Here is a 22,026-nt window from a genome sequence, read left to right as displayed (position 1 = left end):
CTCTAGAACTTTATAACTAATAGTATAATAAGAAATAAAATGATTATTTCATTTAATGGAGCAGAATGTAGTTATTCTTGGAATAACTTTTAAAGAAAACTGTCCTGACACTAGAAATTCCAAAGTTGCTGATATAATAAAGATATTAAATTTATTTGGAAATTACGTAAGCACTTTAACATATGACATCTATAAATAGCACTTAAGCGGTTAATACCTTGTCTAGGTGACGAGATATTAACCGCTTACATTTAAAATTATAAATTATTTTCATCAAGAAATTTAATAAATTTCTTTTCACTTAAAATTTCATTAGTTATAAAGTCTCCATTAAAGAAAAAGCTATAGGTTGTAAATGGTGATGGAGCATTTTGAGCTTGTTCCTTGTTTTCATACTTATTTATTTGTAAATCTACATCTCTACTATCTGCTATTTCTTTTATTATTTCAACATACTTTTCCGTATAGGGGCATTGATTGCAATAATATAGCTTCAATCCTTGTTCTTCTATTTCACCCTTTTTGGCGCATGATTTAATTGTTGGTACCGTCTCACCTTCTTTAAATGGAAGGTATAAAAGTTCATAATGGGGTGCTACAGTATCTGCTACCTTAAACCCTTTGTGTTTTAAATAATCTCCATCGCTCAAATATGGAACTTTCTTTTTAGATGATAGTACAACTATACCTCTTTTCCCTTGTAGTTTACTATCTTTAATACATTCATCTAATAATAAATTTGAGATTCCTTTACCCTTATATTTCCCTGATACCCAAAAACAATTTATAACCATATATCCATCTGCATTAAAGGGATACCAAGCTTTTTCAGCTGGTATATATTCTATAAAAACCTTACCTCTTACATTTAATTTTTTAAAAATCAGTCCATCCTTCAATCGTTCCTTCATCCAATCTTTTTTGGACTTAATACAACTCTCACCTTTCTTTTCAGTTATTGCACAACATATATGTTCTTTATCAATATTATTTTCAGTTATTTTAATAAATTCCATATCATACTCCTTATGCTTTTTAATAAATTATATAAAACCAAATATGACACCATTATGTCTTATTACAGTAATAAATTACAATACAAACTCAAGAACAAAAGTGGCTGCGCCCTTTTTAGTTGAAAGTGGATAGTGGAGGGTTGAAAGTTTAGGATAAAAATCACAGATTTTCTTTAATAAGATTAAGCCATAAACTACATAAAATAGTCTATAGCTTATTAAAGCTTTATCTAGATTTTTTTTAAAATATGAGAAGGTTCCGTAATATCATTGGCTATAAACCAAGTATCATCGCTCTTCATCCCTACATATTTCTATATTACATATATAAGATTTAGCTGTTAATTTTATATTAGAAAAATTTTTTGTTCGACCTTTTAAAGTAATTTTATCTTCTAACTTTTTTATTTTAGCTTTTTTAATTCGTTTATTAAATATGTAATTGATTCATCCTTCGTTTGTGGTTCATCATGTCCCAAAACATAAGTATTGAAATCTCTTTCTTTTATTAGTGAAATAAAAGACTCTAACTTATCCTTATCATACCGACCATTATTATCATAGTAATCTTCACAATATGCATCACCAACAAAAACCGTTTTTTCTTGGGGTACATAAACCACTACCGAATCTTCTGAATGAGGTGCCTGAATTTCAGTAAGTTCACAATAAATTCCACCTAAATCGATTTTTAAACTTCCGTTAAATTCTATATCTGCATAAGTTACTTTTATTTCTTGTCTATTTGGATACTCCACCTTGATACATCTATCACACATTTCAATATCTTTACCTGTTTCAAGTCTATTTTTCATATCAACATCAGACCATTGCCATGTTGCAACTTCTTTTAATTTATTATTTGTTAATTGTCCTGCAATCGTTTTTCCTACTACTGAATGCATGCCAAATGTATGATCCCAATGCCAATGGGTGATCACTGTATAATCTGGCAATTTCAAATTTGCATTATTTAATTCGGAATAAAATTTTTCTACATGCTTAGATGAATTACCTGCATCTATAGCCAATGAATATTTATCTCCTTTAATATATCCAAGAACTGGTCTGTCAGTTTCTTCTTCGGCAGGTAAATAATAAATTCTATCAGATATTTTTTTAAGTTCCATATTTTTTCTCCTTTAAAGCCTTTTATCTAAACTCTTCATTTCAATATACTTGTCAATAAGTAAAGATTAATTATGATTACCTTTTGTAAAGCAATTCTAGTGCTCTTTTTAATGCTTCATCAAAAAAATAAAAATTATGACTTCCAGTCCATTCCTCATAAACAAATTCAAAATCCAATTTTTTCATTTCCTCATTAAATCTCTTATTGTCTTCTCTAAAACAATCTTCTATACCACAAGATGCATATATCTTTGGCTTAATTGATTGTTTACAAATATTTTTAGCTAGTACTAATATCTCATCACTAGAATTCCATTCTAAACTTTTGCCAAAAGCTGCTTGAAAATCATTAATTAATCTTTCACCATACATAGCCTTAAAATCTTCTGTATCTCCATAGGCTCTTTGATTATCCAGACCTTCTTTTAAAAACAAACATGCAGAAGCAAATGCGCAGCAATAGCCATATTGTTCTGGTTTAGATAAAGTACATTTTAAAGCTCCATAACCACCCATAGAACCACCAATAATTGCAGTATCTTCTCTTTTAGAAGATATATTAAATACGCTTTTACAAATCTGTGGTAATTCTTCTGTAATATAGGTAAAAAATTTCTGACCATATTTCATATCTGTATAAAAACTTCTTGCTACTTCTGGCATGATAAAGATAGTATTATACTCATTTGCATAAACAGGTAACATTGAATTATCCGCCCAGTTCCCATTGTTACCACAAAGGCCATGAAGAAGATACGCAACCTGATATTTATTATCTTCCTTAAATGTATTAGGAATAATCACTGTTATACCTGTCTCCATTTCAAGGGTTTTGGAAAATACACTTCCACGTAAAATCATATTTCTTCACCACCTAATATATTTTTTTCTAATTTTATATTTACTATATTCATATTAACTTTACTCCTTTTTAATTGTTATTTAAAATTGGGCAAAGTTAAAAATAGATACAATTCTACTCCATGCAACTGTATCTTATTTAACTCTGCATGGAGTAAAAACAATGCATAACCTCATGGTAATCCCCCTTATATAACACACTAAAATTATACAAATATAATACCATATTTTTTTATAACATAATATATATCTAACAATAAGCTCAAAATATCAAAATCATTGATTGTAGTTACATGATAATCATATGCTTGTAAATATTCACTAATATATTCTTTTAATTTTATATCATCTTCAATTAATAAAATTCTCATTTATATCTCCTATTATCTAAATATGTAAGGCACATAAAAAAATAACAAGTCAAATATGCCCCCTGCTGACTTGTTATTTTTTGAATATGCCTAAATTCATTATACTATAAAATTAGTAATAACCTCCACATTATACCTAGTTATATCTTCCTTCTCAAATCTATTGTGTATAATCCAATTTTTTTAACATTGATTTAAACTATATACTATTTGTTAATAAAACTTTTAGATTCTTTTATCCTTTCATAAAGATGCTCTGGAATAAATTCAGAAATAACAGCTAGTAGAGATAACCCTACAAGCATACCCATTATAAAATGGATTAAATTCCATGTCTGAATCACTTCCACGTATGATCCAAGTAACCTTAACAATAAAAAAATAATAAAAGCTATCGCTCCAATCTTTGTCTCTTTTCTTTTACCTTTCATCAATTTCACCCCTTATTATTACTACCATCCTCAAATTAATATTTCTTAGAATAATATAGTTTTAAGAAAACTGATACAGTTAGTAAGAATAGTGCACAGCCTATTAGTGAGAAAAATACAATTTCATCAAAATAACCAGATATAATCCCTGCAAAAATAATTATTGTAGAGCTAAATATTATCACATTAGCACCTGATTTTTCTTTAATAGCTTTTCTTCTTTCATCATTTTCAATATTATAAAGTTTCTTAAGCTTTGTATTATCCTTAATTGCCACAATATATCTGAAAATAATTCCTATAGATAATACAATAATTGCAAATAGTAAACCAGTTTGAAATCCAGCTAATGCTCCATTACTAAATGTATCTTTGCTCTCTACCTCAAACATATTTGTTATACCGAATACCCCTAAACCAGTTGCAAAAATAATTAATACAACTAATATTATTGCCCTTTTCTTTAATACCATTTTATACTTTTCCATTTAAATCTCCTCTACCTCTGAAAAATCAAATACTTCTTCAATACTTAGTTCAAAATACTTAGCTATTTTATAAGCTAAAACTAGAGATGCCGTATATTTACCACACTCAATAGAAGTTATTGTCTGCCTTGTTGTTCCTATTGCTAATGCTAATTCCTCTTGGGATAATTTATGTTTTTTTCTTAGTTCTTTAATTTTAGTATTCAATGAACCCTCTCCTTTGCAATGTTTGCTTTGCAAATTTAGTATAGTTTACTTTGCATTTAATGTCAAGCTTACTTTGCATTTATTTTTTAAAAAGCCGATAACCAATTAGCCATTCCTTCTGAAATTTTATTTAGGATGTTATAATTATAATGTCATTTTTAATCACATATTCAAATTTATATTAATTATGATATAATTATCATACAGTATTGGAGGTGTTTTTATGAAGGTCTGTGATACATTCAACTCTAAATCAGCTTGCTCTTTGCAAAGACTACAACAAAGTCAGCTATGCTTTGTTTGGAGCCTAAGCTGTTAAGTTAGCTTAAATATGTACGTGTTTTAGGCTCTGTAACACATAGCCTTTTAGTATTCTTTGCTTTAACACTATAATAAAAGTGAAGGAGTAAGAAAATGAGGTATGTAAAAGCACAAGATGTGTTACCAGAGGAATTTATTAAAATAATACAAGAATATGTAGACGGGGGATATCTTTATGTACCCAGAAAAAATGAAAATCATAAAGCCTGGGGAGAAAAGAGTGGTATAAAGAGTAGTCTTAAGGTGAGAAATACTGAAATTTATAAAAAGTACCTTGATGGGACTACTATTAATGCACTAACTGAAGAATATTACCTTTCAGAAAAGAGTATAAGAAGAATAATTAGTGAAGAGAAACGTCTATGCTCATAATCATTACAGAATTATTTATTAGATTGAATATTTATTTAAAACCATGTTATGCTTTCATTGTGGTAATTCAATGAAAGTTATTATTTCTAATTTAAGATAAGGCACATATATAAAATGATTATTATATATAATATATTTTAAATTTAGATGATTATTGTTACTTTCAGTGGAAGTAATAATAGTCATCTTTTTTCGTTATTTTGATAATAACAAAATAACCCTGTGAGAATATCTTGTTTGATTTCATGAAGAATAAAATAATATTTGTTAGAAAAGAGGTGCTAGATTTTATGGAAACTTTCATAAAAAAACATGAATATAATTATATAAAAAAGTGTTTATTTGATTTAAATAATGCTTTTAGAAACTGTGTAGATATCAATATTGTTGAAGCAAATAAAGGGTATATACAAGATAAAATATTAAGCGCTTTCCCTAATCTATCTGATGAAGAAAAGGAAATACTTGATATTAGTAAAATAACTGATCCTTTACATATAGATAGCTACTTAAAGGACTTGGATCAATATGTATATGGAATGCCAAGTATAACAAATGCACAAATTAGTAAATTATTTAAAAAAGAAAAGAAACTTAAATTACCAGACTTAAATGGACAAGATTCAAAGCTTGTATATTTAGGTTGGATTGATGCATCAATTAGAAAATTACTTATAGTCTATAATATGAATGGTAAATTTATATGTATGTCATGTAGACTTCCAAGCTCTACTTCTAATAACACTAATATATGTGTTCTTTGCAATCATATAGGCTCAGAAAATGAGGTAGCATTTGTTTCACCTCTTTGTAAAGTGTCTAATCCTGGAACGGATGCTTATAAATCACTAGGCTTTCATATATGTTTAAATAGTGCGAAATGTAATAAGCGAATTGTATCTATCGAAAAACTTGAGAAAATTTTAAAGAATGTTAACAATATAAAGTGATAGTAGCATACATGTATATACTCTCTCCATAAAAAAGGCTACGCCCTTTTTTAATTGACAATTGATAATTGACGATTCAGGTTGAAAATCACAGATTTTCTCTAAATTATATTTTTTAAATTTTAAAATCTTCCTTAGAAGATTTATCCTTGAATTTTCAATTTTCAATTTCTTAAACTCTTGCCACTTGTAATTTTTCACTCATTAAAGTTTTCAACTAAAAAATCTATATATTTTAATAATTATCAAAGTTATCCACAGATTCAAAATTTTATAATATCCTATAAAGCAAGTTAAAAATCACTATGACTTATAAGCCTAAAGCTGCTTATATCACGCTTTAGGCTTTTTTAGTGACAAGTTAAAGGTGACAATTTCAGGTTTAAAATTGCAGATTTTCTTTAATTGTCAATTCATTTCAATAATTACTATTCATAACTTAATGCATCGATAGGATTAAGCTTAGAAGCTTTAAGTGCAGGACTTACTCCAAAGGCAATTCCCATACCTATTGATATTCCAAATCCTACAATGAAAACATTAGCTGAGAATACAGGAGATATTTTTATTATCATTCCAACCCCAACACCAAGGCCCATTCCTAGTAATAATCCTAGGATTCCACCTATCATGCATACTACTAATGATTCTATAAGGAATTGAAATAATATTGTTTTCCCTGTAGCTCCTAGGGCTCTACGAATACCAATCTCACGAGTTCTTTCTATTATAGCCATGTACATTACATTCATAATTCCTATTCCTGCAACAACAAGTGATATTGAAGCTATACCTCCTATGAAGCTCGTTATAATTGATGTTATTTTTCCAACCTGTTTACTAACACCTTGCATATTTGGTATTACATATTCACCATCTATTTCACCTTTTTTATTTAAGGTTTCAGTAACCTCTTTTGCTACTGTTTGCATATCATAGCCTTCTTTTATAACTATATTTGCACTATAAGTTGCTTCATCACCAAAAAGAATATTCCATGCTCCTTTAGGAGCATATATTTGATAATTACTGATTCCCATAGCACTCATCATTGCATCTTCTGGTGATTTTAAAACCCCTATAATTCTTAAAGGTTTATTGGCAACTTGGATTATTTCCCCAATAGCATTCTTATCTTTAAATAATTTATTTTTTAAGTCTTCATTTATTACACAAACTCTGTATACATCATTAAATTCTTTATCATTAAAATTTCTACCTGATATAATATCATTTGAATTTAATTTTTCATTGTTCTTTGTATAATTTACAGCTATATGAGACTTTTTACCGTCTATTTCTAACTCAGTGGATCCTGAAAAGTTTTTATTAATTTCTTTTACACCTTTATTTTGTTTTATTGTATATATGACATCATCATTATATGGATTAAACTTTTGCGTGGATTCCATATTTGAACCCTGAAAATATAATTGAACACTTGCATCTTCCCCTTGTGACATAACCTGATCTTGAATTTTACTTCCTAAACCATTTCCAAGAGATACTATGGCAACTAAGCTGCTTATACCAATTACTATTCCTAATAAAGTTAGGAAGTATCTAAGTTTATTGTCCTTTATAGCTTGTAACGCCATTAATATATTTTCTTTAATATTTCTCATATTAACACCCCGCTTCAAGAGTTCTTGCATCTTTTCTTACATCATCAAGAATCTTCCCATCAAGTATAGTTATTACTCTGTTTGCATAAGCGGCAACATTTTTATCATGTGTTACAACAATAACAGTTTTGCCTTCTTTGTTAAGTTTTACAAAAAGCTCCATTATGGCTTTTCCTGTTTTTGAATCCAAAGCGCCTGTTGGTTCATCTGCCAAAATAAATGATGGTTCAGTTACCAAAGCACGAGCAATAGCTATACGTTGCTTTTGACCACCAGACATCTCCCTTGGAAGACTATCTTTACGTGATAAAAGTTCAACGTTATCTAGTGATTTAAAGATTCTTTCTTTTTTATCTTTCTTGCTCATTCTTTTACCATATAGTAGTGGCAATTCTATGTTTCTATATGCATTAATTTTAGGTAAAAGATTGAAACTTTGAAATACAAAACCTATAGATTCATTTCTAAACAATGATAACTTTTCATCAGATAGAGTTTTAACATCTACCCCATTTAATAAATATTCACCTTCAATTTTTTTGTCTAAAAGCCCTAGAATATTCATTAAAGTAGATTTTCCACTACCTGAAGGACCCATTATTGCAACAAATTCTCCTTCATCTATTTTAAGGTTTATATCCTCTAGTGCTTGGAATTTACTTTTACCCCGTCCATAAAATTTTTCAATGCTTTTAATATCTATTAAACTCATTATTTTATAGTCACCTCATCTCCAGCTTTTAATTTAGAAGAAGGGTTGTCCACCACTTTATCTCCATCATTTAAGCCTTCAACTAACTCTAACTTTCCATCATTTTCTTTTACTTTTATTTCTTTTGATACAAGCTTCTTATTTTCAATTGCCCATACAAGCTTTGTTTCTTCATCCACATCTTTATATACAACTTCTTTTGAAATTTCCATTGCTTTAGATTCTTCACCAAGTTTTAGTACACAGTGGAATCCCTCTTTGACAATTTCTTGAACATCACCTGGAACTTCAAATGTAATTTCATAATTTGAAATTTTTGATCCTTCAGCACCCGGTATTGCCCCCATAGTTGCTGCTACTGGGTTGTTGGATATATTTATGATTTTACTTGGTATAAATTCTTCTCCTGTAGCTTTAAAGTTTAGTGATACTGTAGTATCATTATTTATCTTATTAAGTTCATATTCTGTAATTTCACCTTTAACTATTTTTTCGTTTGATTGAATCACAATTGCTGGTGATGTTGCAGTTACACTACTATTAATAGTTGTTACAGTTCCTGATATAGGACTTGTTACATTTAGCTCATTTTTTTGATTTTTCAATTCTTTAAGTGATGATTCAGTTGTTTTTATATCTGATTCAACCATAGATATTTTTTCATTTAAAGAATCTTTTTGGCTGTCAATAGCCCCTGGTATAGGATTATCATTTTTACTATCTTTTAAATCTTGTAATTTTTTCTTTGAACTAGATAGCTGATCCTTTTTACTTTTAATTTGATCCTCTGTAGCTGAAATTTTACTATCTATTGCATCACTGTTATAACTAATAATCACATCTCCACTATTTATGTAATCACCCTTATTAACATTAATTGTATAATTAGTTCCTTTTATAGCATCTACATATATTTCTTTCTTTTCTTGTGAACTAACTGATCCATTAATTGTAATTATATTATCATCACCCTTTGAAAGAGTTATAGCTGATACTTCTTCAATACTACCTTTTTTAACTGTAAGTGCAATTAAAGGTACTAAAATTATGAATAATATACCAGCTATAATAACTATGATTTTTTTAGTTTTTTTATTTATCTTCATATAACCACCTAAATTCCTTATTTATTAAATAACCTATATCAGACTTAATGCACATGAAAGAAAATAACAACGCAAAGATGCTATGTCTATTTTGAATGTGACTAATGTCCAATATAGGCTTTTATTTTTTTGTTTTAGGCACATTCAAAAAATAATAGACCAGTATGCTTGTCTATTTTCCGTCATACTACGTCACTAAATTCAGCTAATAGCACAACTATTAACTGAATTTGCTTCCTTGTTTGACACAAAATATACGACGCATCTTTGGTTTATTATTTTCTTTCATGTGCCTTCTATTCCTCTAATTCGTAATTTTCTTTTTTTACAATTACTTTGTAACTGAAATACGCAATAGTTAAACTAATTAAAACACTAACTACAGCACTTACTATTACAATAACTTCTATATTTTTTGCTATTAAAAAAGATTCTACAAATCCAATAAGACTTAAGGCTACATAAATATATACACCTACTTTTTTCCACTTTAAAATAAGTACAATTGAAATTATACTTATAATTGAAGCTATTATAGTATATGTAAACATTCCTGTACTATAGTCTATGCCTGCTAACGGATTACTAATAAATCCTGCTTTACTTAAAATTAAGCTAACAATAGAACAAATGCCTGCTATCAATTCTAAAACTAATATTCCAGTAAGGAAACACCCTCTTTTTACTTCTTGATTTTCATCCATATTTTTCACCCCCCAACAAATATTATATTAATCCATTCTTGATATTATTTTACTTTTATTAGTTAAATATATCACAAATTGAACATATTCTCAATATTTACACGAATATTCAGCACTAAAGAGTAAAAAAATTTATCTAATTCCCATCCTTCTTCTCTTGTTATCATAATAATATCCTCCTTTAAAAATTATAAAATACAATACCATCATAATTTTTACTGGTGGATACGAAGTGTTACTTTTATTTTACTATCTTTTAGGTAAAAAAACAGTTATTCTTGTACCTATTTCTTTCCTACTTAAAACGCTAAAATATCCTTTATGACTATCAATAATCCATTTAGCAATGGAAAGCCCTAGCCCTGTGCCCCCATTTTTTCTAACTCTTGCAGTATCAGCTCTGAAAAAACGTTCAAACATGTGTAATACATCATTCTCATCCATGCCTATTCCATTATCTTGAATAGAAAAATACGGTTCATTTTTATTATTTTTTCCTGTTCTTAGTATTATATCTTCGCCTTTATCTGTATACTTTGCTGCATTTTCTATTAATATTCTAGCTGTTTGTTTAAGTAATGATATATCACCATAAACATTTATATTTTCTGAATCTATATATCTATATATATGATCTTTATCTATCATCTTAGATTCTTCTAAAACCTCTTTCATCATATCATTAAGTGAAAACTCCGTAACCTTAAGTTGAGTTTTACCATTAATACCCCTGGCTAAAAATAATAACTGTTCTATTAAGTTTTTCATATTTTCTGATTCACTTTTTATGGCTGCAATAGATTCCTCTAATACGTCTTTATCATCTTTTCCCCAACGATCTAACATATTAGCATACCCTTGAATTACAGATATAGGAGTTCTAAGTTCATGGGATGCATCTGAAACAAATCTTGCTTGTTGCCTATAAGAATCCCTCATTCTATCTAATAGGTTATTAATTGCTTCCTCTAAACCCTGAAGTTCACTATCTTTAATATGAATTCTTTCATCATATGTAGTAGGACTTATTTTAGATATGGCATCCTCAAGACTGTGAAATTTTTGCTCATCAAAAGCCATATCACTAAGCCTACTTGCAGCTTCTGCTATTTCATTAAGTGGTTTTAAAATCCTTCTATTTTTTGCAGTACCAAATATCATTTGTATTAATAGCATTATTCCTTCTATAATTCCAATAGCACTAATTACTCTTATAAGAAGGTTTAAAAAAGTGCTAGCCTCTTTTATCATAACCTTTCCATTATCCCAAATGACTTTATAATTTGCTGTTTCTATAGGATAAAATTCAAATGATCTTTGGGCATTTCTTATAATTTCACCGTGAAAATTTATTTCATTTTCAATGCACCAAACTCCAATAAATCCAGCAATTATGCATATATCAATGATAAGAAACTTTAAAAATAAATCTCCTACAAAAACAGAGTTTAATTTTATTGCAATAGATATAACATTTTTTGTTTTATTTTTTCTACTCATCTTTAATTACGTATCCCACACCACGAACTGTAGTTATTATTTTAACCTTAAAAACATCATCTATTTTTGTTCTTAAAAATCTTATATAAACATCTATAACATTGGTTTCTCCAAGATAATCATAACCACATACTTTTTCCATAAGTATACTTCTAGTTAACACTATATTCTTGTTTTCCATTAATATTTGTAACAAATTAAACTCTCTATTGGTTAGTTCTATCTCTGTGCTATCATACATTACTTTATGTCTCATTTTATCTAATGACAATAAGCCACATCTTATTATGTCTTCATCTTTCTTCACTGTAACTATTCTCTTTTTAAGGGCTGTTCTTATTCTTGCAAGTAACTCTTCTATTGCAAATGGCTTAGTTATATAATCGTCTGCTCCTGCATCAAGACCTGATACTTTATCCATAACTGCATCCCTTGCAGTAAGCATTATAATTGGAATATCAGAAGTTCTTCTAAGCCTTCTTAATACTTCAAGACCATTTATTTCTGGAAGCATTATATCAAGAAGAACTAAGTCCACTTCATCTTTTTCTGCAATTTCAAGACCTGTTCTACCATTATTTGCTTTTATTATTTCATACCCTTCGTGTTTTAACTCAAGCTCAATAAATCTTGATAATTTCTCTTCATCTTCAACTATTAAAATCTTAACCATTCTTATCCGCCTTCTTAAATTTTTCTTTTATGACTTTTACATTATCTGAAATCTTCCGTAATATCTTATTAACCTTATCTGTATTAACCTTTTTTGAATATATATATAATTCTATATCAAAAAATAATAAAACAACCATTAAAGGTATAACCATCCAAAAAGCAAAAAATGAAAGTATGATAACTACTGTAAGTGGAATCTTTAGAAACATTCTCTCTTTCTTTTTTATTTCTAAAAAAATATTATTGCAGGTATCTATATACTTACATATAGCTTCGAAAATTCCTTGAAAATTATTGCTTGTTTCATATTTATTTTCTTCATTCTTACCACTTTTTTTATCTTTATCACCATACCTTGCTTCATTAGTATAAAATATATTAACAGAAGGTTTTTTTACCTTTCCATTTTTTTCTAAATACAATAATGCATCTAAGATATCCCAATCACTATTCTCTAAAGCTATTTTAGCTTCTTCATAGCTTACATTTGCTTTTTCCCTCAATTTATCTACTAACTTAAGCTTATCCACAAGCAAACCTCCATATCTATGGCGTAAACAGAATTCTTAGGAGTTTTACTCCTTAGAAGTCGTTATCCAGGGACGTAATCGCTCTTTACTCCCACTTTGAAGAAGATGGGAGTATTAGAGCGAGTAGTCATCGGATAAATAAAATCCTTAGCCATTAAATTATAACATTTAATTATGACTTTAGGCACATTCAAAAAAATAACAAGTCAGTATGATAGTCTATTTTCTTTCATGTGCCTAAATAAGTTGAGAACTTTAATGAGTTACAAGTTATGAGTGACAAGTGACAAGTTGCGGTTAAATCTTCTAAGGAAGATTTTAAAAATATAATTAAAGAAAATCTGTGATTTTCAACATCAATTTGCCACTTGTCACTTTTAATTTGTCACTAAAAAAGGGCGCGCCTTTCGCTCTCTGACACAAAATATACATGACATCTTTGACTTTTTATTTTCTTTCATGTGCCTTATATAAATTTAAAAATAAAGAGATTTTGAATATTTTCAAAATCTCTTTATTATACTATATATTATTTTCATAACCTTTTTTAAAATCATTTTTAACACTATCTGCTGATTCTGACGCTTTTTCAAAGGCATTATTTACACCATCATAGTTATTGCGAGCACCAGATAATGAATATTTATATCCACAGAATAATCCTATTACCAGTAATGCTATAGTTGGTACAGATAAGAATATTAATAAAAGTATGGATATTGTTAATGATATTCTCACTGGCTTTTCATTATCTTTTTTTACCTCAAAATAGTTTTCATTTCCCTTTCTTATTAACTTACCTATAAATTTAAACATCCTACCAACCATTTCTCCAATTCCCCCATACCCTTCTTCATGCTTTTTACTATTTTTCTTTTTATCTTGCTTTTGTTCTTCTTCTTTAATTTCAATTATTGTAGTAGTTTCATTGTTTCCTATCTTTCCGATTTTCTCTAAATATATAATAGAATCTACAATGTCCCAATTGCATTTCTCTAATACTTCTATTGCCTCTTCCCGATTTATATTTGCCTTTGTAATTATAATTTCAATCATTTCATTTCTTTCCATTTGATTTACCTCCGTGTATTTATTAACAATTCATCATGGTTATATAATACTTTTAGAAGATTAATCTAAAATATAAGAAAGATTAAAATTAGATTAAAATTTAAAATAATGATTAATCTCAAAATTATTATTAGGTAGTATAGTCATTATTGTATAAAAAATGTTACAAATATTTTCTTGAAAACAAAAATTACTGCTGACAATAAAATCCAGTAGTAATTTCCAATTACAAAAAGCCCGTATTTATTTAATTACACAAACTTATGCATATTCTCAAAATAAGAGTTTGTTGCACTAAGTACAATTGTACCATAGCCACTATAACTTATAAGCCTAAAGCTACTTATATCATGCTTTAGGCTATTTTTTTATCAACTTATAGTTATTATTTTACAAGTAAATATTTAACAAGAAAATCTCATTTATTTAACTGGTAATCTTACTTCAAAGATAGTCCTATCCTCATCACTATAAGCTAATATCATTCCTTCATGTAGTTCTATAATGTTTTTTGTTATAGCGAGTCCTAATCCAGATCCACCTATATTGCTATTTCTTGATTTTTCTACTCTATAGAATCTGTCAAATATATATGGCAAATCTATTGATGGTATTGATCCACCATAATTTATAATTTGAATTACTGCCATATCTTCTTCAATTTTTGTTACTACATCAACATAATAACCATCTTGCCCATACTTAATTGCATTGGATAGTAGATTTTCAAATGCTCTCACTAATTTTCCTGCATCTGCATTTACTATTAGCTTATCATTTGAAAAATTAATTCTTGATTGCATCCTTGCACTCTTAAATTGATATTCAAAACAAGCAACTACTTGCCCTAATAATTCTACTAAATTAATATCAACTTTATCTAGATTAATAGTGCTATTTTGCATTTTAGTAAGTTCAAACAAATCATTTATAAGCAAATTTAAACTCTTAGATTTTTCATATGCTATATTAGCATAATATCTAAGTGCCACCTCATCTTTATATTGATCAGTATCAATAATTTCTAAATAGCCCATTACTGAAGTTAATGGAGTTCTTAAATCGTGAGAAACATTAGTTATCAAATCATTTTTAGTTTTCTGTGCGTTTCTTTCTGCTATTGTTATGTCTTTAAGTTGCTTTGATATATTATTTATATTTTCTGCTAGATTTTTGATATCACCTTTTGACTTAACTTGTATTACTCTACCTAAGTCACCATTAGCCATTATTTCTGTTTCATTTATAATAGCTACTAAACTCTTAGTTTTTCTATATGTTATAAGTAAATAAAACACTGAAAATAAAATTGCCCCAATAACTATATTGATTGATTCTCCAAATATTCCATACTTAAGCCTCTTCCAAATTTGCCAAAAATAATAAACAAATTGACTTGTAGTATACCTCTGTAAATAATCCAATATTTTTTTACTTATAACTAATGTCATATACGTTAATACTATGGCAATTAATATATCAATTAATGATGCTAAGCAATATTTATATAATCTTTTATTTTTCAATTTTATAACCAACTCCCCATACAGTGTGAATTACCTTATTTCCTTCCATATGTTGTTCTATCTTATCCCTAATTCTACTCATATGTACCATAACAGTATTGTTGGATTGATAATATCTTTCTTTCCATACCTTTGCAAAAATTTCTTCTGCACTAAAAACCCTACCTCTATTAGTAGCTAATAAATATAAAATTTCAAATTCTCTCGCCGTTAAATCTACTTCATTATCATCTATTGTTATTTTGTGTTTCTTCTTATCTATAACCATTGACTCAATTCTTATTATGTCATCTGAAATTTGCATTTTAGTATTTAAAAAATAGGCTCTTCTAAGTAATGCTCTTATCCTAACTGTAAGTTCTAAATGATTAAAAGGCTTACATACATAATCATCTGCACCAGTCATAATGCCTTGTATCTTATCCATATCCTCTACTTTTGCACTTAGCATAAGAATTGGTATGTTATACTTTTCTCTTACTCTTTTGCAAACTTCTAAACCATCCATATCTGGCATCATTACATCTAAAACTATTAAATTAATTTCTTCTCTATCTAATATTTCTAAAGCTTCTTCTCCCGAGCTTGATTTAAATACATTATATCCTTCATTTTTAAGATTTATTTCTAACAAATCTCTTAATTCTTTTTCATCATCTACTACAAGAATATTATTGTTCATTTTCTCCTCCAATTATATAATTATTTACCTAAGTATTCCTCTAACGTACTTCCGTTATCATAAATATATTTAGCAACTTCTTTCCCAACATATCTAATATGCCAAGGTTCATGTTCTATACCTGTTATACTTTTCTTTTCCTTAGGGTATCTTATAATAAAACCAAATCTATAGCAATTTTTTGCAAGCCAATCTGCTTCTTTTGTTCCTTCTACAAAATATCTGTCTTTATTAGTGATATCAATACATAGTCCTGTTTGATGTTCACTAAATCCTGATTTGGCTACATATGCATCTGCAAGCTCTTTTCCTTGAGATTTCACTCGATCCTTATAAACATTTGTTTGTGATTTATAAGATCTATAACCTGAGTTACCAAGCAATATTATACCTTCATCTTTAGCTGTGTTTATCAATTCTTCTAATGGTTTTATAATAATTTCTGCTACATGTTTTTCTTCATCCTCTGATTTATCTGAAAATGCTATATTGGGTATACTTAACCCTTCTGGTATATAATTTTTATCCAAACTATGCTTACTATTTACTAATATTAGCTCCGTCTTTACATTAACCTTAGGTGCTTGTATTAACTTATCTTTATCATTTAAATTAATATTAATTCCTTTAATGCTTGTGTCCACCAATCCTAGCATTGTATTTCCTATGATATACCAAAATCCACAAATTATTATTACACTAAATATTAAAATCTTTTTAAATCCTTTTTTCATATCTTCTACTTCCTCTCTAATATCGTAATTTCATTGTAGAAGATAGAGTTTACAGGAATTATAAAAATTTCTTAAGAAACCTTAAGTTTATATATTATCACCTTTCACTGAAAATCTCTTAAGATTAATTATGGCATACTGTTTTCTACATTTACATAACATGAAAAAAGATGCCTATCTTCAAATGATTAGCATCTCTTATTCGAATTATTTTTTTATTAATTACTTAAGGCTTATAACAATCTTAACTTCTTAACTTTTTAATTTCTTCTATACTTAATCCTGTTTTTACTGCTATTGTTTCATCATCTAAAACATCTAATAAATTTTTAGCTATCTCAATTGCTTTTATTCTTTCTCCTCGTTTTTCTGCATTTTCTTCCATTTCTTTGATAATAAATGCATTATTAGCAACCATTTTTATAACCTCCTCTTTACTTGCTTCTAACACCTCAGTAGATTTCACTGCCAAACGTTCTTCTGTTGTATTTTTAATCCAATGTTTTATAGCCTTTAACTCTTCATTGCTTAATCCATCAAAAAATAACGCAATTAATTTAACTCTATCTAAAAATTCTTGTGGTGTTATTTTTTGATCTAATAAAAATATCGCTGCTGTCACATTCTTACTATTTACTAATTCATCTTTTGTAAATCCATTGTTTACATCAAATATATCATACGTGAAATTTAAAACTCCACTATCAAATTTTTCTTCATTATAAAACATATTTCTAAGTTGAGTTGGAACATCCCATATTTCTTTACCGTTATATAGTACTATTGGTATTACTGCTGGTATCTTTATACTTTTATCATTTTTATCATGTTTCTCATTCTTTGAAAATTCTCTTAATATTTCGCACATATAGAATAGCAATCTTAATGGCATTCTATAATCAACTCTAGATTGAAATTCTATTAATATATAAAATATTGCTTCTGTATCTCCAATTTTAGCTTTGTAAACTATATCACTTTCTGATTCTTCATAATCTGATGAAATATAAGACTTGTTAACTAAGGTTAAATCTTCTGGCTTCAACTTCTTAGTAAACTCCTTATTAACAAAATTCTTTAATAAGTCTACTGCTATTTCTTTTTTGGAATATAAATCCTTATAACTTTTATCATGAATATGATACATCTCTTTTTTTACATTCTTACTCATATAATACCATTCCTTGCATCTTCTTTTGTTTAAATTATTATCTTATATTAACTTTATTATAACATTAAATCAAAACTTAATTAATTAAATTTCATCTCTGGAAACTTCATATTTAAGCAACATTACAAATACAATAAATATAAGAAAAGCACCCATCCTGCAATGATTAGTGCTTTAATCTCTCAAATTTAACTATTAAATTTATCCAATAGCCCTAAAACAAAATAAGCACTCTGTGAAATCAACTAACACCAAATCTAAGATTTGGATTATCTGCTTTTGTTCTAAGGATTAGCTTAGTGTTAGTGCACTAAGCTTTTATTATTTATATAATATCAAATTTTTATGAAAAATAAACCTATATAATTTTTTATATTTAAACTTATGTTTTTCTGCAATAATAAAATGTATATTCCATTCATGCATATCTGCCTATAATCATATTGACAAACATAATTTGCAAAAGTAAAATATTTTTAACATTAATTATATCTTACTTTGGTAAGCTATTATATTATATACACTTAAGGCAAACAATGATATTAAAAAAATACGAAAGTTATATTTTAAAGGAGGCTGTTATTATGATAACAAGAGAAGAAGCATGGAAGTTGCTTACTGAATATAATAAAGGGGCATTTCATATTCAACATGCTTTAACAGTTGAAGGTACTATGAACTATTTTACAAAAAAATTAGGATATGAAAATGAATCAGACTTTTGGTCTATGGTTGGATTGCTTCATGATTTGGATTTTGAAATGTATCCAGAAAAACATTGTAGTAAAACTCAAGAAATTATGAGAGAACATGGTATTGATGAGAGATTAATAAGAGCGGCAGCTAGTCACGGTTATGGTCTATGTTCAGAAGAACAACCTAAACCAGAACATGAGATGGAAAAAGTATTATTTGCAGTTGATGAACTTACAGGATTAATTGGTGCAGCTGCAAGGATGCGTCCATCTAAGAGTGTTATGGATATGGAACTTTCAAGTTTAAAGAAAAAGTTTAAGGATAAAAAATTTGCCGCTGGATGTTCACGTGACGTAATTAAGCAAGGTGCAGATATGCTTGGTTGGGAATTAAATAAATTATTTGAAGAAACAATTCTAGCTATGCGCTCTTGTGAAGAATATATTAATAATCAAATGGAAACCTATAATAATTAGTAGCTGTGTATTTCAACTTAGGGTGGTTCAAAATTAAATAATTTTTTAATTAATTGAGCATGCTATTTTCCCATATTAAAACACCTCCGTCAGGTTCATTTTATCAATGAATTCAATGGAGGTGTTTGTATTTACTTATCATTTTCTCTGTCAATTACCATAGTCATATTAGTTAATTCTACATTTTCCATATACTCAACCTCTTAAAAATAAGTTCTATGTAATAATATTAATGAATATTCTAACTTTTATTTATGCAATAATAGCACTAAATCTTCTGCCATTAATTATAATTTTAAATCGTTCATTCCACCATTCACTATCACTCATATATTGCATTTTAAAATACCTCTCTCTATTTCTATCACAGATAATTTACTATTTAACTAATTATTTTCTACAAATTTTATTGGCAATCCTTCAGAACAAATAGGGATCTTCATATCAATAGGATTGTTCTTTTGATGCTGAATATGTAAATGTGGTTCTTAAGCAGTACCAAAATTACTAAACCTTGAAAGAATTGTACCAATTTTTCTTTTAGCTTAAATCAATAAAACAGTGCCATTATTATATAGTCTGGCACTGTTTTATTTTACTTTTCTGCTATCTATTTTTGTTGAATAATTTTTTGATTTCCTACAGGTTTCATACAATTAAATTTAATATTTCTAACGTCTGAAAAGCATAGTCCTATCATTCCTTGAAGGTTAACAGTAGCACCCTCATTAATATTTTGCCAGTTACCAGATTTTATTGTAACTGTTGTAAAATCTCCATTGTCTTTTAAAGTGTACGTTCCTCCCCAAGAAGACATATATAATGCTGATTTTGGTAAATCAAAGTATACTTCCCATCCCCCTTTAATTTCCTTACCTGTATAATTTTTTACATTTATATCATAAGTGTAATTTGGATGATCATAACTACCACCGAAGCCCACTGAAACATTTATAGGCTCTAGGGAATTATTAGAATCCTCTGGCGTTTTACTGCATGCTCCCATATTGGACAAACCACTGCTTAGGCGCTTAGTTAAAGTATCACCAAAAGTATACTTACCTTTGTTTATATCACTTGAACCTTCTTCATAGTTAGGATTTAATCCATAATCACCGTTCATAACCCAAATTAATGCTCCGCCTAGATTTTTATTTTTAATATAATTAAGTCTTTCATCCATAGATCTTTCATTTTCAAAGGATAAGAAAACTTTCTCTTCATTTTGCCATACATATGGTACCTTTTCTACATCATCCCAATATACTTTTAAATTCTTATCCTTTTCCATAAGGTTTAATACGTGCCATAATGGATTAGCACCTGCTGGCTCTAGCTTTCCATCATTATCTAAATCGTCTCCCCAAATATTATACTTACCAGATGCAGGGGTTCTACTTGATCCATGAAGTCCATTTTGTCCACCTTGTACATTTTCCCATCCTCTAGTATAGTATGGTATGCCCATTAATATTTTTTCAGGTGGTAATACACCTCTGTAATACCTATAAGCCCAATCCATACAAAGTGTTGGCATAATTTGACTTGCAGTTTCCCTGTCTTTTGGATCTGGATAAATACCTGCTAGATTTTCAACATATTCATTCCATCCACCATGATAGTCATAGGACATAACACTTAAGAAATCTAAATACTTAGCATAGGTGTTATCTTTAACTCCGCCCAGTACCCAAGGTGATGCTGTAACTGCAGCAGATAATATATAATCTTTATTATCCTTTTTAGAAGCTGCATCTATTTTTTCTCTTAGTGTTTTCATGAGTATATTATATCTCTCATTTAATTTAGCCCTTCTAGGTTCAGATAAGTCAAAATCCGCTGGATTTCCTGATTGACTTATTGAAGATGGATATTCAAAGTCAATATCAACACCATCAAAGTTATATTTTTCTATAAAATCAACACAAGAATCTGCAAAGGTATTTATTCCTTCATCTGTATCAATCATTGTATAGAATCCTCTACTTCCAGCCCATCCACCTACTGATATAAGCAAATTAACATCAGGATATTGTTTTTTCATAGTCTGTAATAAATTAAAGTGACCTTTATAGGTCAGGTTAGGATCCAACTCTACCTTTTTCCCTTTATAATATAAATTATAATTTTTAAATTCCTCTTCCAGTGCGGCATGTTTGTCCCCTAATTTAATTTTATTTGTAGCTTGATCCACCATTGCAAAGGAATATTGAATATGAGTTAAAGAATCCCATTGCAAATCAGTAACTTTAAAGTATCCCTGAGCTTCACTATTATAGGCCCACTCTGGGAAATATCCAATTAACTTTCTTTCTAAATCTTTATTATTAATAGTTTGTTTAACTTCATTTTTAGTATTTTTATTTTCAATATTTTTTGCCTCTACCCTTGTGGTTAAAATCGACAGTGAAAATGTAGCAGCCATAAAACCAACTACTAATTTAATCAATTTAGTGTTTTTCATTTGTATACCCTCCTATCTTACTTTTATATTTTAATACTATGCTATGATAATCTTGCCATTTGGTTTCAAATATGAATTTTGGTTATAGTGTTTCAGTAACTATTGAAATTAATATTACTCATATATAACCACCTCCATTTTTTAATATACATATTTTCTCGAACCACTTCTTGATTCCTTTACATAAATAACCATAAAAACATATT

24 protein-coding genes are annotated in these 22,026 nt (G+C 28.2%); 4 read left to right on the top strand and 20 right to left on the bottom strand.

Features of this window, described 5'->3' with window-relative positions; all coding sequences use genetic code 11:
- The first annotated feature begins 55 nt into the window (after positions 1 to 55).
- Positions 56 to 199 (top strand): UDP binding domain-containing protein, encoded by a 144-nt coding sequence (locus BM119_RS20610; protein WP_423231010.1) that lies wholly within the window; start codon positions 56 to 58, stop codon positions 197 to 199.
- 58 nt (positions 200 to 257) lie between these two features.
- Here BM119_RS20610 and BM119_RS14825 read toward each other — a convergent pair whose 3' ends face one another.
- From BM119_RS14825 to BM119_RS14800, 7 genes are all read right to left on the bottom strand, one after another.
- On the bottom strand, positions 258 to 1,016 hold the full coding sequence (locus BM119_RS14825; protein WP_090042520.1) for an N-acetyltransferase: 759 nt from the start codon (positions 1,014 to 1,016) through the stop codon (positions 258 to 260).
- A gap of 404 nt (positions 1,017 to 1,420) precedes the next feature.
- On the bottom strand, positions 1,421 to 2,146 hold the full coding sequence (locus tag BM119_RS14820; protein ID WP_090042519.1) for an MBL fold metallo-hydrolase: 726 nt from the start codon (positions 2,144 to 2,146) through the stop codon (positions 1,421 to 1,423).
- 76 nt (positions 2,147 to 2,222) lie between these two features.
- A complete protein-coding gene (locus tag BM119_RS14815; protein WP_090042518.1) occupies positions 2,223 to 3,008 on the bottom strand; it encodes an alpha/beta hydrolase in 786 nt (261 codons plus the stop codon).
- A gap of 206 nt (positions 3,009 to 3,214) precedes the next feature.
- Positions 3,215 to 3,379, bottom strand: a complete 165-nt coding sequence (locus BM119_RS20000; RefSeq protein ID WP_177199447.1) for a response regulator — start codon at positions 3,377 to 3,379, stop codon at positions 3,215 to 3,217.
- Between the two features lie 206 nt (positions 3,380 to 3,585).
- The gene (locus BM119_RS14810) at positions 3,586 to 3,810 is read right to left on the bottom strand and encodes a hypothetical protein (RefSeq protein ID WP_090042517.1); all 225 of its coding nucleotides are present in this window, start codon (positions 3,808 to 3,810) and stop codon (positions 3,586 to 3,588) included.
- 35 nt (positions 3,811 to 3,845) lie between these two features.
- A complete protein-coding gene (locus BM119_RS14805; protein ID WP_090042516.1) occupies positions 3,846 to 4,298 on the bottom strand; it encodes a hypothetical protein in 453 nt (150 codons plus the stop codon).
- Positions 4,299 to 4,505, bottom strand: coding sequence for a helix-turn-helix transcriptional regulator (locus tag BM119_RS14800; RefSeq protein WP_090042515.1), 207 nt, complete (start codon positions 4,503 to 4,505; stop codon positions 4,299 to 4,301).
- A gap of 414 nt (positions 4,506 to 4,919) precedes the next feature.
- Here BM119_RS14800 and BM119_RS14795 point away from each other — a divergent pair, with 414 nt between their 5' ends.
- Both BM119_RS14795 and BM119_RS14790 read left to right on the top strand, forming a co-directional pair.
- On the top strand, positions 4,920 to 5,198 hold the full coding sequence (locus tag BM119_RS14795) for a CD3324 family protein (RefSeq protein WP_090042514.1): 279 nt from the start codon (positions 4,920 to 4,922) through the stop codon (positions 5,196 to 5,198).
- 290 nt (positions 5,199 to 5,488) lie between these two features.
- Positions 5,489 to 6,148, top strand: coding sequence for a FusB/FusC family EF-G-binding protein (locus BM119_RS14790; RefSeq protein ID WP_090042513.1), 660 nt, complete (start codon positions 5,489 to 5,491; stop codon positions 6,146 to 6,148).
- 428 nt (positions 6,149 to 6,576) lie between these two features.
- Here BM119_RS14790 and BM119_RS14780 read toward each other — a convergent pair whose 3' ends face one another.
- From BM119_RS14780 to BM119_RS14725, 12 genes are all read right to left on the bottom strand, one after another.
- Positions 6,577 to 7,773, bottom strand: coding sequence for an ABC transporter permease (locus BM119_RS14780; protein ID WP_090042511.1), 1,197 nt, complete (start codon positions 7,771 to 7,773; stop codon positions 6,577 to 6,579).
- Between the two features lies 1 nt (position 7,774).
- Positions 7,775 to 8,485: an ABC transporter ATP-binding protein gene (locus BM119_RS14775; protein ID WP_090042510.1), complete on the bottom strand. Its 711-nt coding sequence runs from the start codon at positions 8,483 to 8,485 to the stop codon at positions 7,775 to 7,777.
- On the bottom strand, positions 8,485 to 9,591 hold the full coding sequence (locus tag BM119_RS14770) for an efflux RND transporter periplasmic adaptor subunit (RefSeq protein ID WP_090042509.1): 1,107 nt from the start codon (positions 9,589 to 9,591) through the stop codon (positions 8,485 to 8,487). Before BM119_RS14770 ends, BM119_RS14775 begins: the two co-directional genes overlap by 1 nt.
- Positions 9,592 to 9,887: 296 nt before the next feature.
- Positions 9,888 to 10,295 carry a hypothetical protein gene (locus tag BM119_RS14765; RefSeq protein WP_090042508.1) on the bottom strand — a complete coding sequence of 136 codons (408 nt, stop codon included), beginning with the start codon at positions 10,293 to 10,295 and terminating at the stop codon, positions 9,888 to 9,890.
- Between the two features lie 249 nt (positions 10,296 to 10,544).
- Positions 10,545 to 11,795, bottom strand: coding sequence for a sensor histidine kinase (locus tag BM119_RS14760; RefSeq protein ID WP_090042507.1), 1,251 nt, complete (start codon positions 11,793 to 11,795; stop codon positions 10,545 to 10,547).
- On the bottom strand, positions 11,788 to 12,468 hold the full coding sequence (locus tag BM119_RS14755; RefSeq protein WP_090042506.1) for a response regulator transcription factor: 681 nt from the start codon (positions 12,466 to 12,468) through the stop codon (positions 11,788 to 11,790). Before BM119_RS14755 ends, BM119_RS14760 begins: the two co-directional genes overlap by 8 nt.
- The gene (locus BM119_RS14750; protein ID WP_090042505.1) at positions 12,461 to 13,000 is read right to left on the bottom strand and encodes a UBA domain-containing protein; all 540 of its coding nucleotides are present in this window, start codon (positions 12,998 to 13,000) and stop codon (positions 12,461 to 12,463) included. Before BM119_RS14750 ends, BM119_RS14755 begins: the two co-directional genes overlap by 8 nt.
- Positions 13,001 to 13,522: 522 nt before the next feature.
- Positions 13,523 to 14,071 (bottom strand): DUF4342 domain-containing protein, encoded by a 549-nt coding sequence (locus BM119_RS14745; RefSeq protein WP_090042504.1) that lies wholly within the window; start codon positions 14,069 to 14,071, stop codon positions 13,523 to 13,525.
- 422 nt (positions 14,072 to 14,493) lie between these two features.
- Positions 14,494 to 15,597 carry a sensor histidine kinase gene (locus tag BM119_RS14740; protein WP_090042503.1) on the bottom strand — a complete coding sequence of 368 codons (1,104 nt, stop codon included), beginning with the start codon at positions 15,595 to 15,597 and terminating at the stop codon, positions 14,494 to 14,496.
- Positions 15,587 to 16,279: a response regulator transcription factor gene (locus BM119_RS14735; RefSeq protein WP_090042502.1), complete on the bottom strand. Its 693-nt coding sequence runs from the start codon at positions 16,277 to 16,279 to the stop codon at positions 15,587 to 15,589. The genes BM119_RS14740 and BM119_RS14735 overlap by 11 nt, the downstream gene beginning before the upstream one ends.
- Before the next feature lie 20 nt (positions 16,280 to 16,299).
- The gene (locus BM119_RS14730; protein WP_090042501.1) at positions 16,300 to 17,013 is read right to left on the bottom strand and encodes a M15 family metallopeptidase; all 714 of its coding nucleotides are present in this window, start codon (positions 17,011 to 17,013) and stop codon (positions 16,300 to 16,302) included.
- A gap of 244 nt (positions 17,014 to 17,257) precedes the next feature.
- Positions 17,258 to 18,184 (bottom strand): Rpn family recombination-promoting nuclease/putative transposase, encoded by a 927-nt coding sequence (locus BM119_RS14725; RefSeq protein WP_090042500.1) that lies wholly within the window; start codon positions 18,182 to 18,184, stop codon positions 17,258 to 17,260.
- 584 nt (positions 18,185 to 18,768) lie between these two features.
- Here BM119_RS14725 and BM119_RS14720 point away from each other — a divergent pair.
- Complete coding sequence (locus tag BM119_RS14720) at positions 18,769 to 19,356, top strand: hydrolase (RefSeq protein WP_090042499.1); 588 nt, start codon at positions 18,769 to 18,771, stop codon at positions 19,354 to 19,356.
- A gap of 610 nt (positions 19,357 to 19,966) precedes the next feature.
- Here BM119_RS14720 and BM119_RS14715 read toward each other — a convergent pair.
- Entirely contained in the window at positions 19,967 to 21,820 is a 1,854-nt protein-coding gene (locus tag BM119_RS14715; protein WP_090042498.1) for a glycosyl hydrolase family 18 protein, read from the bottom strand.
- Positions 21,821 to 22,026 lie beyond the last annotated feature (206 nt).

Origin of the sequence: Clostridium frigidicarnis, from assembly GCF_900111985.1 — a bacterium.
Classification (GTDB): domain Bacteria; phylum Bacillota; class Clostridia; order Clostridiales; family Clostridiaceae; genus Clostridium_Z; species Clostridium_Z frigidicarnis.
Note: the sequence above shows the minus strand (reverse complement) of the source record. Positions and strands in the feature narration are given on the sequence as shown.